The sequence below is a fragment of the Corynebacterium sp. KPL2734 genome, from assembly GCF_040225595.1.
In the GTDB taxonomy this organism is placed as follows: Bacteria; Actinomycetota; Actinomycetes; order Mycobacteriales; family Mycobacteriaceae; genus Corynebacterium; species Corynebacterium rhinophilum.
The window spans coordinates 16,875-31,159 of sequence record NZ_JBEHFO010000014.1; the positions used below are offsets into that span (position 1 = coordinate 16,875).

The following is a 14,285-nucleotide window of genomic DNA, read 5'->3' on the forward strand; positions in this document are numbered from 1 at the left end:
GGGGTCGGCCGGGGTTTTCGGTGTCGCCGGCCCGCCGGAGGGGCGGACGGCGCGGCGCGGCCGAGGCCGGCGCGGGCCTGGTTTGGCCGTGCCTGTGCTGTTGGGGACGCCGGTGCTGGATTCGCTTTGGGAGTTGGGGCCCGGCTTGCGCTGCTGTGCCACAGCCTTGGTCTCCGGTTGCGCGGCGGAATCGGCTGCGGAGTGAGGGGACGCCTGGGCGTGGGTCCTAGCCGCATGCTGGGACGCCATAGTCGCCGGCGAGGGAGCCTGCGGCGACTGTGGGGAGGGGCCAGGTGTGTTATTCATCAGCCTTAGTCTAGTATCCCGGAATTCCTGTGGCGGGACAGGGCGCGCCGTGCCTTTTCGGTGCCTAATCCGGTTTAGTGGAAACTAAACCGCGACGATGAGTACGGTCACCAGCGCCACGACGGCGACCACGGCTATGGCCGTGACCCACCACCCAGTGTGGCGTGTGGGTTCCGGGGTGGCCGTTACGGCGCGAAAGCTGCTGGTTTCGAAGGTCTCGGTCGCCGCCTGCGTGGTCGGGGTGGCAACTGCCACGGAATCCTCGTTGGAGGCGGGAAGTGGGTCGCCGGCGTAGATGCTCAGCACACGATCTTTGCCGCGCGGGGCGTGGTAGGCGTGGGCGAGGATGGGGGCATCGGCAAGCGGGGGCAGCGAAGGGCCCGGGGACAGGGTGGTGAGGAACTTAGGGCCGAAGAAGACGTCGACGGCGTTGGCGGAGGGCACGAGGTTGACCAGCACGTGCATCCGGGCCTGGGCGGGGATATCGAGATCCGCGGGAAGATCGGTGATATCGATGGGCGGGGCGTAGCCCAGCATCGTATAGGGCCCGCCGGGCGGATTATTCGCCGGCAGGCAGAGCCCGGGGCGGGGAAGCAAGAGGGTGACGTGGCCATCGGCATGCGGCTGAGCCGTGGCGGCTGGGGTGAGACCGGCGCGGAAAAGGAGGTCGATCTCGGGGTATTCCGCGCGGTCCGCGGCGCTGATGGTGCCGATCTGGCCCTGTGCTTCCACGCTTAAACCGCCCTCCTGGCTGGGAGCCAGGGTGACGGTAAAATCCTCCGTGCCCTTCACCGATGCGCCGTGAATGGGCAAGGCCTGCACCGCGCCGAGGCCGCGGTGGGGGATGAGGTAGGTAGAAGAAGGCATAGTCGATCTTCTACCATGCCGGCCCGCGCCCGCGTTAGGCCAACGCGCGGTTTACTGCGGAGGTAATCGCGTTGATGGAGGCGCGGGTCGTGGAAGCGGCGATGCCCGCGCCCCAGACCTTGTTCTGGTTGACGTCGGCGGCAATGTAGCAGGCGGCCTCGGCATCATCGCCGGCCGAGCGCGATTGCTGGGAGTAGTCGATGACATCGAAATCGATGCCCAAGGACTCCAGCGCATTGGCGTAGGCGGCAATGGGGCCGTTGCCGGTGCCGGTGACCTCGGATTCTTTGCCGTTATAAGTCACGGTGGCGGTGACGGTGGCATCGGTATCATCGGCGGAAATATTGTCGATCTCAAACGATTCCAGGTGCAACGGGGTGGTGCGGTCCAAGAATTCGGTGGCGAAGATATCCCACATATTCTTGGAGTTGACCTCGCCGCCTTCGGTATCGGTGATTTCCTGCACGACGGTGGAGAATTCTGCCTGCATGGCGCGGGGCATATTGATGCCGTGGTCGGTCTTCATGATGTAGGCAACGCCACCCTTGCCGGACTGGGAGTTGACGCGGATAACGGCCTGGTAATCGCGGCCCACGTCCTTCGGGTCGATGGGCAGGTAAGGCACCTCCCAGATGGCATCACGCAGCTCTTCCCAGCTGACGTCGGTGGAATTGGCCTCTGGGCGCACCGTTGCGGCCAACGCATCCAGGCCCTTATTAATCGCGTCTTGGTGCGAGCCGGAGAACGCGGTAAAGACCAGTTCGCCGCCGTAGGGGTGGCGCTCCGGGACGCGCAGCTGGTTGCAGTACTCCACGGTTTCGCGGATCTTGGGCAGATCGGTGAAGTCGATCTGGGGGTCAACGCCCTGGGTGAGCATGTTCAGGCCCAAGGTCACTAGGTCCACGTTGCCGGTGCGCTCGCCATTGCCAAACAGGCAGCCTTCGATGCGGTCGGCGCCGGCCATATAGCCCAGCTCGGCTGCGGCAACGCCCTCGCCGCGGTCATTGTGGGGGTGCAGCGAAATCAAGATGGAATCGCGCCGGGCCAGGTTGCGGTCCATCCACTCGATGGAATCGGCGTAGACATTCGGCGAGATCATCTCCACCGTGGACGGCAGGTTGATAATCATCGGGTTCTCGGGGCTGGGATCCATGATGGCGACCACGTCATCGCAGACCTCGCGGGCGAAATCCAGCTCGGTGCCGGTAAAAGACTCGGGGGAGTATTCCCAGCGCCAGTTGGTATCGGGGTAGTCGGCGGCGATGGATTTGATGAGCTCGGCGGCATCGGTAGCCAGCTTCTTGATGGCCGGCTTGTCCTTGCGGAATACCACGCGGCGCTGCAGCTTCGAGGTGGAGTTATAAAAGTGCACGATGACGTTCTTGGCGCCGGCGCAGGCCTCGAAGGTGCGGCGGATCAGGTGCTCGCGGGCCTGGACGAGGACCTGGATGGTGACGTCCTCTGGAATCTTATCGCCCTCGATGATTTCGCGGACGAAGTTGAAGTCCGTTTGGGAGGCGGAGGGGAAGCCCACCTCGATTTCCTTGTAGCCCATCTGCACCAGCAGGTCGAACATGCGGTGCTTGCGCTCGGGGCTCATGGGATCGATCAGTGCCTGGTTGCCATCGCGCAGGTCCACGGCGCACCACTGCGGGGCGTGGGTGATCTTCTTGCTCGGCCAAGTGCGGTCCGGCAGGTCGATGTCCTCGACCTCTACGGCGAAGGGTTGGTAGCGCTCGAAGGGCATGGAGGAGCCGCGCTGTTTATTCCACGCAGGCTGTCCCTCGCGGGGAGGGCCTGCAGGGGTGGTGATTTCGCGGGGTGCGCTAATGAAGGAATCGTTGGGAGACATGGGGTGCGGTGTCCTTAATGTGTTTGGTGTCGGGAAGTGCGACGGCCAGCTGGGCTAAGGATTGCCAGACTCCGCGACGGGGCGCTGGCCGTAGGTTTAGGCCGAAATCCCGCCGCGGCAGATAAGGAGTAGGTCGTTCCGCAATGTCATACCGGTCACACTACAGAGAATCTCACGGTGTGGCAACATATTTCATTCAGCGGGACGCCCGAGTGCGTGGCGTACCATACTGATGTGCCTACTGTTCCTACCACCCGCCGCCCCGCAGCCGCGCCCGCGCTGCGCTGCTGGTTTTATGCTGCACTAGTGGCGGTTGCGGGAACGGCGATTCGCCTCAGCGTGCTCGCGGCGCTGGCCGCGGCGCAGGGCGATTCCCTCTGGGGGCTGCTGAATAAATGGGACGCCAACTACTACGTGGATATCGCCCGCGCGGGCTATGCCCCGGCGGATGAAACGACCCTTGCGTTCTTTCCCGGCTTCCCGCTGGTGGTGCGGGCAGTTAGCAACCTGCTGGGCACGGACGTTGCAGGCACGGCGATGGTCCTCAACCTCTTTTTCACCATCGCCTTGGCAGCGGGCGTCATGGCGCTGGCTAGGCAGATGGGGCTGGGGGTGCGCGGCCAGGTGCTCGGCGCGACGGTGGTCACCAGCGCGCCCATGAGCATCGTTTTTGCCATGCCCTATACGGAGGCGCTCTTCGGCGCGCTCGCGATCTGGGCCGTGGTGATGTTGCATGATCAGCGCTGGATCGCGGCCGGGGTGCTGATCTTTCTTGCCTCTTTCGTCCGCCTCACCGTGGTAGATCTCATCGTGGTCTTCGCGCTCATGGTGCTCTGCAAGGCGCGGCGCACCTGGTGGGCTTGGCTGAGCGTGGCGGTATCGGCGCTGCCCTTAGCTGGCTATATCTGGTGGGCCAATCGCCATTTACCCGGCGCCGGCGGCTACTTTGGCCTGCAGGAAAAGCACTGGAATTCCGGTTTCGATGGTGGCCGGGCGACGGTGTCCTGGGTAGCAGAGACGCTGTCTAGCGCCACGAATGGTGGGTATTTGCTCAGCGCCGCAGTCATCATCGCCGCCCCCATCTGCCTGCTGCTGGCCTGGGGGCGCCTGCCGCTGCCAGCCTGGCTCTTTGCCGCGGTGCTGATGGCCAATGTGCTGCTTTCCGATGGCATCATGCACTCCCGCCCCCGCCTCTTACTGCCCGCAGCGGTGGTATTGGTGCCGTGGGTGGGCAAGAAGGGGGCATCGGCAAGCGTGGGTGCCTGGGTGCTCTTCGGAGCCTGGTTTTCGGCCTATATGCTGACCGTATTCGAGTGGGCGATCTAGCTGCGCTGGCTGACCGGGTTGCGGGACAAAATGATGGTCGCGGCAATCATGACGCCGAGCGCGGCCACCATGACGAGCCAGCCGGCGGTGGAATCGATGAGGAACTTTTCGCCCAAGACCATATAGCCCAGGCCAAAGGCGACGATGGGCTCGAAGATGGTCATGGCCGGCAGCGACTGCGCCAGCGGGCCGGCGTTAAAGGAGTATTGCTGCACCACGGTGCCGGTCAGGGCGAGGCCGATGAGGCCGTAGAACTGCCAGCTGCCCACCAGGACGCTCAAGCCTTCGTGGGTGAAGATGTCCACCACGGCCTTGGAAAGCAGGGCGACGAAACCGTAGATGACGCCGCAAGCCGTGCCCAGGGCGAGCGGGCGCTGCTCGCGGAATTTATGGCCGGCCACGCCCAACGCGACCAGGGTGGCCAGGCCCAATAGCAGGGCGGGCCACCACTGGCTCCACTCCGGCCGGGGATTGCCGGCAACGGGGCGGCCGTAGACCACCATCACGCCGACCGCCACCGTCAGCGCAATGGACCAGAACGTCTCGTGCACGGGCATGGGGCGCTTGGCGTACCAAGCCGAAAGCGGCAGGGTAAACATGAGCGAGAGGACCAAAATGGGCTGGACTACCAGCAAGGTACCAAAGCCCAGGGCAACGACCTGGAGGCCATAGGCGAGGATGGCTGCGCCAGTGCCGACCCACCACAGTGGGTTGGTCATAGCGGAGCGCATGACTGAATCGTCTGCTTCAAGGGCGATGCGGTGGCGAACGACCGTGCCCCAAGCAACCGTAAGCGCGGAGGCGAGCGCGAAGAATACGGCGAGGAGGTTGCTTAACACCCGCTCAACGCTAGTAAAAAAGTGACGGAGATGCATTTTGCTTATCGATGCCGCCCCCGGCACGGCGCCTAGCGCGCGCACGGGGGTGGATGTGAATAAAATAAAAGTATTGTCTCGGAATTATGATGAGGTGTAGCGCCTTGCGGGGTAGCATAGGAATTTGACTAGTGTCCGACAGGTATTTCTGTGGCGCGTCTGCGCGCAGGGGTGCCTTTTAAAACGAAAGGTGGCAACCACACCGTGGCCCTGATCGTTCAAAAATACGGCGGCTCCTCCCTCGAATCCGCAGATCGCATCCGCGCGGTAGCGGAGCGGATTGTGGCCACTAAAAAGCAGGGTAATGATGTCGTCGTGGTGTGCTCCGCTATGGGGGATACCACCGATGAGCTGCTTGACCTTGCAGCGCAAGTCAATCCCGTTCCCCCGCAGCGCGAAATGGATATGCTCCTTACCGCGGGCGAGCGCATCTCCAATGCGCTCGTGGCCATGGCGGTGGAGTCCCTGGGTGCGAAGGCCCAATCCTTTACCGGCTCCCAGGCGGGCGTGCTGACGACCGAGCGCCACGGCAATGCGCGCATCGTTGACGTCACCCCCGGCCGCCTGACCGAGGCCTTAGAAGATGGACAAATCTGCATCGTCGCCGGATTCCAGGGCGTGAATAAGGACTCGCGCGATGTGACCACGCTGGGCCGCGGCGGGTCCGATACCACTGCGGTGGCCCTGGCCGCGGCGCTGAAGGCGGATGTATGCGAGATTTACTCCGATGTCGATGGCGTCTATACCGCAGATCCGCGCATCGTTCCGGATGCGCAAAAGCTAGAAAAGCTCTCTTTTGAAGAGATGCTGGAAATGGCCGCCGTAGGGTCCAAGATTCTGGTCCTGCGCAGCGTGGAATACGCCCGCGCTTTCAATGTTCCGTTGCGAGTTCGCTCGTCTTATTCAAATGACCCCGGCACGTTGGTGACCGGCTCGATGGAGGATATCCCCGTGGAAGAAGCAGTACTTACTGGTGTAGCAACTGATAAATCCGAGGCGAAGGTAACCGTGCTGGGCATCCCAGATCGCCCGGGCGAGGCCGCGAAGCTTTTCCGCGTCATCGCCGATGCAGAGATCAATATCGATATGGTGCTGCAAAACGTCTCCTCCTTGGAGGACGGCACCACTGACATCACCTTCACCTGCCCGCGCGCCGATGGCCCCCGCGCGATGGAGCTATTGAGCAAGCTGCAGTCCGAGGGCGGCTGGTCCAATGTGCTTTACGATGACCAGGTGGGCAAGGTCTCCCTCGTCGGCGCCGGCATGAAGTCCCACCCAGGCGTGACGGCGGACTTCACCGAGGCCCTGCGCGATGTGGGAGTGAACATGGAGCTTATTTCCACCTCCGAAATCCGCATCTCCATGCTGACTCGCGAGGCGGACCTAGAGAAGGCGGCGCGCGCCCTGCACGATAAATTCCAGCTCGGCGGCGAGGAAGAAGCCACCGTCTATGCTGGAACCGGACGCTAAACCAGAGCACTACAGAGCAGTAAAAGGAAGACAATGACTACCGTTGCAGTCGTCGGCGCTACCGGCCAGGTCGGCCGCGTGATGCGCTCCATTTTGGAAGAACGCAATTTCCCGGCGGATAAGGTGCGCTTTTTCGCCTCCGCCCGCTCCGCAGGAACCGAGCTGGAATTCCGCGGCGAGCAGATCGAAGTGGAGGACTTGGCCGAGGTCACCGAAGAGTCCGTGGCCGATGTCGATATCGCGGTATTTTCCGCGGGCGGGTCCACCTCTGAGAAGTGGGCCCCGGTCTTCGCCGCCGCGGGCGCTACCGTGGTGGATAATTCTTCGGCCTACCGCAAGGACCCGGAGGTCCCGCTCGTGGTATCTGAGGTAAACCCTGAGGAGGCGAAGAACCCGCCGAAGGGCATTATCGCCAATCCGAACTGCACCACTATGGCCGCCATGCCGGTGCTGAAGGTTCTGCACGATGCCGCCGGCCTCAACAAGCTGCACGTATCGTCCTATCAGGCGGTATCCGGTTCCGGCCTGGCGGGCGTGCAGACGCTGGCCGCGCAGGTCTACAGCGTGGGCGATCACAACGTGAACCTAGTTCACGATGGTTCTGCCCTCGATGATGAGGACCTGGGACCTTTCGTCGCGCCCATTGCCTATAACGCGCTGCCCTTTGCCGGCAACCTCGTCGATGACGGCAGCAACGAGACCAACGAAGAACAGAAGCTGCGCAATGAATCCCGCAAGATTCTCGGCCTGCCGGACCTCAAGGTTGCCGGCACCTGCGTGCGCATTCCCGTCTTTACCGGCCACACCCTGACCATCCACGCGGAGTTCGACAAGCCCATCACCCCCGAGCAGGCCACCGAGCTTCTAAGCGATGCCCCAGGCGTGACGCTTGCCGATGTCCCCACCCCCCTCGCCGCCGCCGGCAAGGACGATTCCTTGGTCGGGCGCATCCGCCAGGATCAGACGGTAGATGACGATAAGGGCCTCGTCCTCGTCGTCTCTGGCGATAACCTGCGCAAGGGCGCTGCGCTCAATACCATTCAGATCGCAGAGCTGCTGGTATAGCCGCGAAGCCGTGCCCGGCGCATAAAAATTCGGCTCCTCCTTCCTGTAATGGGAAGAGAGGAGCCGAATTGCGTGTGGCTTCTAAAGCTTAAGCCTTAGTCTTCGTCTTTCTTGCCAAAGTCCAAGTCACTATCAACGGAAGGTACTTCCGGCTTCGTGTGCTGGACGTAGGTGACGGAAGGCGCGGGTGCCTCGCGGTCATAGTCGATTTCATCGTCCTCTTCGAGCTCCTCGTGGATATCCTCGGCGAGGTGATCGATAAATTCCTGCGTCCCCATATTGGATGCTGCGGCTAGCATGCGCAGCTCGCGCTCATTCTTCTTGGTAAAGCGCTCGCGCGGGTCGAGCTTGCGGGCGACGAGATCGTGGGCACGCATGCGGCGATCGGATTCATCGGCAAGCATGCCGCGGTTTTTAATGCGGTTATAAACCATGACGAAAATCATCAGCAGACCGAGGTAACCCAGGATGGGGTAGACGTTGCTGACCAGGGACTGGAAGCCGATGAAGGACAGGATGAAGCCGATGATGCAGGATGCGGCATATACGGGGTAGAAGCGCTTCGGGTTATTGCGGGTGAGGCGCTTGCCCAGCGCGTAGAACATACCGATGGCAGTGTTAAAGACCATGCCGTAGATGACGAAGGTCATCAAGATGCCAAGAACTGGGTGGATGCCCGTAATCAGCTTCAACACCGGCATGTCCTCGCCGTTGACGTCCTTAGCCTCGAAGAAGAGGGCGAAGACGAGCAGGGCGAGCAGGATGAGGTAGAGGAAACCACCGATGAGGCCGCCGATGCCCACGGCGCGGTTATCCAGGAAGTTACCGCCGATGACGATGGACATGGATACGGCCGTCATGACGTTCAGGCCGGTGTAGTTCAGGGCGGAGAGCCACCAGTTCGGCAGCGAGGTATCGACGTTATCGATGGCCCAGGTGTTTAGGGATGCAAAGTCCACATCAGCCGTAAGGATGGTGTAGCCAGTGGCCAGCACTACGAAGATGATGATGAACGGGGTGATGGTACCGATGACGCGGGTAACGCGGTCCACGTCCATAAGACCCACCAGCAGCACGAGGATCAGCATGACGGTGCCGCCGACCCACACGGGGATGCTGGGGAATTGCTGGTTGATATTGGAGCCACCACCGGCGAACATGACGAAACCGATGGAAAACAGCGTAGTAAGCGTGGACCAGTCCAAGATCTTGGCGGTGACTGGTGAAGCGATCTTGTTATAGACGGCAGTGTGTTCCACCGCTTGGAAATAGGAGCCCAGCTGCAGGATGGACACGCCGGTGACCATCATGAGGGCGGCGGCGAGGGCGATGCCCCACAGGCCCCACTCGCCGAAAGCTACGAAGTACTGCATGGCTTCTTGGCCCGAGGCAAAGCCTGCGCCCACCACGACGCCAATAAACGCCATGGAGATTCCGATTGCGCGTTTAATCATGAGGGGAGAAACTCTCTTACTCACACTCGCCGGGCCCGGCTTTGGGAACGCGCGGGCCCGGATCGACGGTCGATTTATCACGTGTGTGTATCTAATAGAATCACATTTCACCCGTGACTTCACAGCTGAAATCGTGTCACTTTAGTATTTTTCTACCCCGCCCTAGGCCCGCAGGATCCCGCTGCACTGCCCTAAGTACCTGCACGTTGTTAAGTATTAGGGCGAAAGTATGCGTCCAGGCGCTCGAACATTCGGGGGTATTAATTTGCGCCCTCGATGAGATCCTTGCGGGCGCGCGCCACGCGGGAGCGGATGGTGCCGACGCGCACCCCGGCGATCTTGGCCGCTTCCTCATAGGTATAGCCCAGCACCTGGGTGAGGATGAGGGCTTCGCGGCGGTCGGCTGGCAGGGCATCGATAAGCGCCCGGGCATCTATCCAATCGCTCCAGGAACCTGAGTTTTCCGCGGCGGAGCTCATAGCGTCCTCGTATTGCGTGGCGGACTTGCGGGGCCGGGCCATATCGTGGCGGATATTATCCACCCACACGCGCCGGGCCAGCGAGAGCAGCCAGGTGCGCGCGGAAGAGCGGGCGGCAAAGCGTGGCAGGGCGCTGATAACGCGCAGGTAGGTCTCCTGGGTGAGGTCGTCGGCGATTTCGGGGCCACCTAGGTGGGCGAGGAGGCGCCAGACATCATCCTGGGTGGCCTTGATGAACTCCGTAAGCGCTGCTCGGTCGCCGCGCCCAGCCCGGAGGGCGAGCTCGGTGACGCGGGCGTCGTCTGTTGCGGAGTGGTGTGTCACCTGAATGAATTTACCAGTAGCTCCTGCATTTCTTATCCAAGGTTGCGGTGGCTGGGGCAAAAGCAAGCGGCTTATGCGCGGAAAAGGTAGCGCAGCGCCGTTATACGTAGTAAGCTATGGGTTGTCCGTGATTGATAATTGACCCCAAATTATCGACTGATTGCCAGGAGGCAAAGACATACCATGACTGATTCCACCGCTGATGACATCTTGAACAAGGGACAGCGTCCCGCAGGCAAGGGCACCACGACTCGCCCTTCCGGCCAGCCCGTTCCTTCTGAGAACACGTCCGTGACCGCCGGACCCCAGGGTCCGGTCGCGCTTAACGATATTCACCTCATTGAAAAGCTCGCCCACTTCAACCGCGAGCGCGTGCCCGAGCGTACCCCGCACGCCAAGGGCCACGGCGCCTACGGTGAGCTGCACATCACCGAAGATGTGTCCGCCTACACCAAGGCTAAGGTCTTCCAGAAGGGCACCGTCACCCCGATGATGGGCCGTTTTTCCACCGTCGCTGGCGAGCAGGGCTCCCCGGATACCTGGCGCGATGTGCACGGCTTTGCCCTCCGCTTCTACACCGAAGACGGCAACTTCGACATCGTGGGCAATAACACCCCGGTATTCTTCCTGCGCGATGGCATGAAGTTCCCGGACTTCATCCACTCCCAAAAGCGCCTGGGTTCCAATGGCCTGCGCGATGCCGATATGCAGTGGGATTTCTGGACCCGCAACCCGGAATCCGCCCACCAGGTGACCTACCTGATGGGTGACCGCGGCACCCCGAAGACCACCCGCCACCAAAATGGCTACGGTTCCCACACCTTCCAGTGGGTCAACGAGGACGGCGAGGCATTCTGGGTGAAGTACCACTTCATCTCCCGCCAGGGTGTAGAGAACTTCACCGATGAAGAGGCCACTGTGGAAGCCGGTAAGAACCCAGATAGCCACCGCGCGGATCTCTACAACGCCATCGAAGAGGGCAACTACCCCATCTGGGATGTCAAGGTGCAGATCATGCCGCTTGCGGAGGCAGAGGACTACCGCTTCAACCCCTTCGATCTGACCAAGGTCTGGTCCAAGAAGGACTACCCGCTGCACGATGTGGGCTACTTCGAGCTCAACCGCAACCCGCGCAACTTCTTTGCCCAGATCGAACAGGTTGCACTCGATCCCTCCAATATCGTGCCGGGTGTTGGCCTATCTCCGGATAAGATGCTTCAAGCCCGCGTCTTTGCCTATGCAGATCAGCAGCGCTATCGCATCGGGCCGAACTACAAGCACTTGCCGGTCAACCAGCCTCGTAATGCGGAGAAGGTCAATACCTACGAGCACGAGGGTCCAATGCAGTACTTCTACAATGCACCAGAGGATCCGGTGTACTCGCCCAACCGCCATGCGAAGGGTACGGGCGTGCTTGATGATGCCTCCGTCAACAACCGCGAGGATCTAGAGACCACCACTGCGGCGGACTTCTACGTGAACCCGGATCCCCACGGTCAGGACTTGGTCCGCGCGCCGTACGTACGCCATGCAGAAGACGATGACTTCGTCCAAGCGCGCGACCTGTACGAAAACGTCTACGACGATGCCGCCAAGGAGCGCTTGGTCACCAATATCACCAACGCGATGGCCGGCGTGTCCGAAGAAACCGAAGAGCGCGTGTACCAGTACTGGACCAACGTCCACCCGGATCTGGGCCAGCGCGTGCGCGAGGTCTTTGCCGAAAAGAAGTAGCCCGCCACTGCGGTTGTACTGCTTCTTAGAGGCATAAAATACAGGCCGCCTTCGACCAACCCCATGTCCTCAACCCACAGCGAGTTGCTGTGAGTTGGGTGCAGCGGAGACAGTTGGTCGAAGGCGGCCTGTACGTTAGGCGGTATTAATCGCAGCGGCGCATATTGTCTGAGACAAAGCTAGGAGCGCCCTGCTTGATCCATTTGTCCACGTCATAACACGGTTCGCTCATCCCTGAGGTGGCTTGTCCGATCGCGCGGATGGCCGTCCACTCGCCATCGCTATAACGCGCCCATACGGTCCAATCTGTTTGGTCTTTGCCAAAGTGAGCCCAGGCACCGTCACAATCTATCACCACAATGTTGTCCATTTTGGGGACAATGGGAGCAAAGGACGCGGGGGAGCAATCGCCCTTGGCCTGCGTGGTGGTTGTGGTGACCGTGACTTCCTTTGGAGTGGGTTGTTGTGCCTGCGTCTTTTTGGGTGAGGTCGCAGGGGCATCGGTTGTAGTGGCTGCCGTGTCTTCCGTGGAGCTTGCAGATCCGGAACTGGATTGCGCCACGGCATCAGAAAACTGGGGCTCACTGGGGCGGGCGGAGGTATCGGCATCATCGGCGCAGGACACCAATGCCATGCACAGCGGAAACGCGGCCGCGCACGCTAGCGTGCGGGAGAACGGGGATTTCAGGGGGATAGGCATGTCTTAATAGTAGATTCTCTTTGTTATGCGTGGGGATCGGCGCGCCTGCGGAAAGGGAATGACCTGCAGCGATAGGTTACTAGCATGACCAAACGCCTTGCCTCGACCGCGCCCACCGCGTCCGCGAGCTCTTCGCGGTGGCGCAACTTCTTCCTGCTCGTATTGCTCGCCGTACCGCTTATCGGTGGTACCGCAGTGGCGGCCTGGGCGCAGTGGGAACCGGCGCATGCGTGGTCGAGCGCCGCGCAGCCTTATGGCGCACCACAGGCGAATTCGGCATCGCCGGAGCTTAAGGAAGCCGCCGAGGCCGCCAGCCGCGCCCAAGCGCAGGCCAGCATCCTGAAATCCGGCGCGGATCGCTTGAACAAGGGTACTAGTGAGCTGGATAAGGGGGCCGGGGAATTAGGCGAGGGCGTCGAAAAGCTCGCCGGCGGCTCGCAAGAGCTGGTCTCGGGCCTTAACCAGCTGCAGTCCGGGACCAATACCCTCGGCGGAGGGGCGACGGAACTGGCAAATACCGTCGGCGGGGCCGTCGACCAGGTCGTGGGCCTGGGGGCCGTCCAAGGCCAAATCTTGGAAGCCATCGATGGTACGGTGCGCGACCTGGAGGGAAATGATTCCAAGGAAGCGAAACAAGTCCGCTCCCAGCTGGGAGATCTGCGCAAGCAGGTGGAAAACTTCCGCCTCGATGAATCCCTGACCGGGGAGTTGAAAAAGCTGAAGGATGGCTCGCGCGATCTCTCCAATCAGCTGGCGGTAAGCGGTTATGCCTATCACGATGGCATCAACCAGGCTGTGGCAGGCGCGCAGCAGCTCAACCAGTCCATCGCGGAGCTCAATAGCCGCGTGGATGAGGCGCTCGATGGGGTGGGCCAGCTTGACGATGGCGCCGGCAAGCTCACCGGCATGGCCGAACAAAACCAATCGAACCTGGGGGAGGTGCAGCGCGCCCTGCCTCCCGCGCACGTGGCTGCAGAGGAAGATGCGCGCCAGCTGAGCCCGGTCATCGCCATGCTCATTTCCGCGCTCGTCCTCTTGGCTGGATCCGCGGCCGGGGTGGCGTGGAAATTGGGATTCCGCCCGTGGCTGATGGTTCTCGGCGGATCGCTGGCAGCGGTGGCCATCGGGGAGATCCTGCTCTTCGTCTTGTCCATCGGCCTTACCCCCATCGCCGCCGTGGCCGCCGGAGGAGCCCTGTTCTTGGGTGCCCTGTCCTCCGCGCTTATCGTGCGTGGCTTGCTCGAACTGTGTGGCATGACCGTGGGATCGATCCTCGCCGCGATCTTTGGCATTGGGCAGACCGCGTTGGTGGGGTGGCTGTGGAAATCCGCGGCCATCGCCGGGGTGGACAAGGTATGGCAGGTAGTAGCTAACCTTTTGCCGCTCAACTGGACAACGGCCGCCGTCACCGTGGCGGGCAACGATGGTGAGACAGTGGTGCTGTGGACCGGCCTTGCCGTTTTGGGCGCTATCACTCTTGTAGGTCTGAGTGCAGTGAAATGGCTCGTGCCTGCCAGAAAGAACCCAAAAACAGCCGCTAAAGTCTGAAATTTAATACTTAAATGGCCAAAAGCTTGTATAAAGCTGGCAATGGTTTGCCAGCGCTATGGCTGGAATACGAGGAGTGTTATTCTTACTAGTGCTCACACCGCCTACTTAGGGGGTGGGCGAACGGCTTGCGCCGTTGTGAGTGATAGGGAATAGGGGCGACGCGGTGCTGTAGGGGCGCCGCGTCGTTTCCCGTTTTTACCCAAAGGTATATATTCACGGCGGGCCAGGGTTGATAAATGCGGCCCACGGCAGGAATGTGCGCTACCACACAGCAATGTTTAG

At 61.5% G+C, this 14,285-nt stretch carries 11 protein-coding genes; 5 read left to right on the forward strand and 6 right to left on the reverse strand.

The window, feature by feature from the left end; genetic code table 11:
- Positions 1 to 390 precede the first annotated feature (390 nt).
- Together ABRP88_RS08915 and leuA are read right to left on the reverse strand one after the other, a co-directional pair.
- A complete protein-coding gene (locus tag ABRP88_RS08915; protein ID WP_349836979.1) occupies positions 391 to 1,173 on the reverse strand; it encodes a hypothetical protein in 783 nt (260 codons plus the stop codon).
- Between the two features lie 34 nt (positions 1,174 to 1,207).
- On the reverse strand, positions 1,208 to 3,025 hold the full coding sequence (gene leuA, locus ABRP88_RS08920) for a 2-isopropylmalate synthase (RefSeq protein ID WP_284783232.1): 1,818 nt from the start codon (positions 3,023 to 3,025) through the stop codon (positions 1,208 to 1,210).
- 234 nt (positions 3,026 to 3,259) lie between these two features.
- Between leuA and ABRP88_RS08925 the strand changes: the two genes are divergently transcribed.
- Complete coding sequence (locus tag ABRP88_RS08925) at positions 3,260 to 4,351, forward strand: hypothetical protein (RefSeq protein WP_284770730.1); 1,092 nt, start codon at positions 3,260 to 3,262, stop codon at positions 4,349 to 4,351.
- Here the strand turns inward: ABRP88_RS08925 and ABRP88_RS08930 are convergent.
- Complete coding sequence (locus tag ABRP88_RS08930; protein WP_284770731.1) at positions 4,348 to 5,190, reverse strand: DMT family transporter; 843 nt, start codon at positions 5,188 to 5,190, stop codon at positions 4,348 to 4,350. The two genes, ABRP88_RS08925 and ABRP88_RS08930, sit on opposite strands and share 4 nt — an antisense overlap.
- 240 nt (positions 5,191 to 5,430) lie before the next feature.
- On the opposite strand from ABRP88_RS08930, the gene ABRP88_RS08935 reads away from it, so the two are divergent.
- Together ABRP88_RS08935 and ABRP88_RS08940 are read left to right on the forward strand one after the other, a co-directional pair.
- Complete coding sequence (locus ABRP88_RS08935; RefSeq protein WP_023016575.1) at positions 5,431 to 6,696, forward strand: aspartate kinase; 1,266 nt, start codon at positions 5,431 to 5,433, stop codon at positions 6,694 to 6,696.
- A 33-nt stretch (positions 6,697 to 6,729) separates the two neighbouring features.
- Positions 6,730 to 7,761 carry an aspartate-semialdehyde dehydrogenase gene (locus ABRP88_RS08940; RefSeq protein WP_349836980.1) on the forward strand — a complete coding sequence of 344 codons (1,032 nt, stop codon included), beginning with the start codon at positions 6,730 to 6,732 and terminating at the stop codon, positions 7,759 to 7,761.
- Positions 7,762 to 7,856: 95 nt separating this feature from the next.
- Here the strand turns inward: ABRP88_RS08940 and ABRP88_RS08945 are convergent, their stop codons facing one another.
- Both ABRP88_RS08945 and ABRP88_RS08950 read right to left on the reverse strand, forming a co-directional pair.
- On the reverse strand, positions 7,857 to 9,215 hold the full coding sequence (locus ABRP88_RS08945) for a YkvI family membrane protein (protein ID WP_349836981.1): 1,359 nt from the start codon (positions 9,213 to 9,215) through the stop codon (positions 7,857 to 7,859).
- A gap of 260 nt (positions 9,216 to 9,475) precedes the next feature.
- A complete protein-coding gene (locus ABRP88_RS08950) occupies positions 9,476 to 10,018 on the reverse strand; it encodes an RNA polymerase sigma factor (protein WP_349836982.1) in 543 nt (180 codons plus the stop codon).
- Between the two features lie 183 nt (positions 10,019 to 10,201).
- Between ABRP88_RS08950 and ABRP88_RS08955 the strand changes: the two genes are divergently transcribed.
- Positions 10,202 to 11,752: a catalase gene (locus tag ABRP88_RS08955; protein ID WP_349836983.1), complete on the forward strand. Its 1,551-nt coding sequence runs from the start codon at positions 10,202 to 10,204 to the stop codon at positions 11,750 to 11,752.
- A 145-nt stretch (positions 11,753 to 11,897) separates the two neighbouring features.
- Here the strand turns inward: ABRP88_RS08955 and ABRP88_RS08960 are convergent, their stop codons facing one another.
- Complete coding sequence (locus ABRP88_RS08960; protein WP_349836984.1) at positions 11,898 to 12,452, reverse strand: hypothetical protein; 555 nt, start codon at positions 12,450 to 12,452, stop codon at positions 11,898 to 11,900.
- A gap of 84 nt (positions 12,453 to 12,536) precedes the next feature.
- On the opposite strand from ABRP88_RS08960, the gene ABRP88_RS08965 reads away from it, so the two are divergent.
- Positions 12,537 to 14,000 carry a hypothetical protein gene (locus tag ABRP88_RS08965; RefSeq protein ID WP_349836985.1) on the forward strand — a complete coding sequence of 488 codons (1,464 nt, stop codon included), beginning with the start codon at positions 12,537 to 12,539 and terminating at the stop codon, positions 13,998 to 14,000.
- Positions 14,001 to 14,285: the final 285 nt, after the last annotated feature.

Coding starts and splice junctions, on each gene's coding strand:
- ABRP88_RS08915 (WP_349836979.1), bottom strand. CDS start 1,173: ATGCCTTCTTCTACCTACCTCATCCCCCACCGCGGCCTCGGCGCGGTG.
- leuA (WP_284783232.1), bottom strand. CDS start 3,025: ATGTCTCCCAACGATTCCTTCATTAGCGCACCCCGCGAAATCACCACC.
- ABRP88_RS08940 (WP_349836980.1), top strand. CDS start 6,730: ATGACTACCGTTGCAGTCGTCGGCGCTACCGGCCAGGTCGGCCGCGTG.
- ABRP88_RS08945 (WP_349836981.1), bottom strand. CDS start 9,215: ATGATTAAACGCGCAATCGGAATCTCCATGGCGTTTATTGGCGTCGTG.
- ABRP88_RS08955 (WP_349836983.1), top strand. CDS start 10,202: ATGACTGATTCCACCGCTGATGACATCTTGAACAAGGGACAGCGTCCC.
- ABRP88_RS08960 (WP_349836984.1), bottom strand. CDS start 12,452: ATGCCTATCCCCCTGAAATCCCCGTTCTCCCGCACGCTAGCGTGCGCG.
- ABRP88_RS08965 (WP_349836985.1), top strand. CDS start 12,537: ATGACCAAACGCCTTGCCTCGACCGCGCCCACCGCGTCCGCGAGCTCT.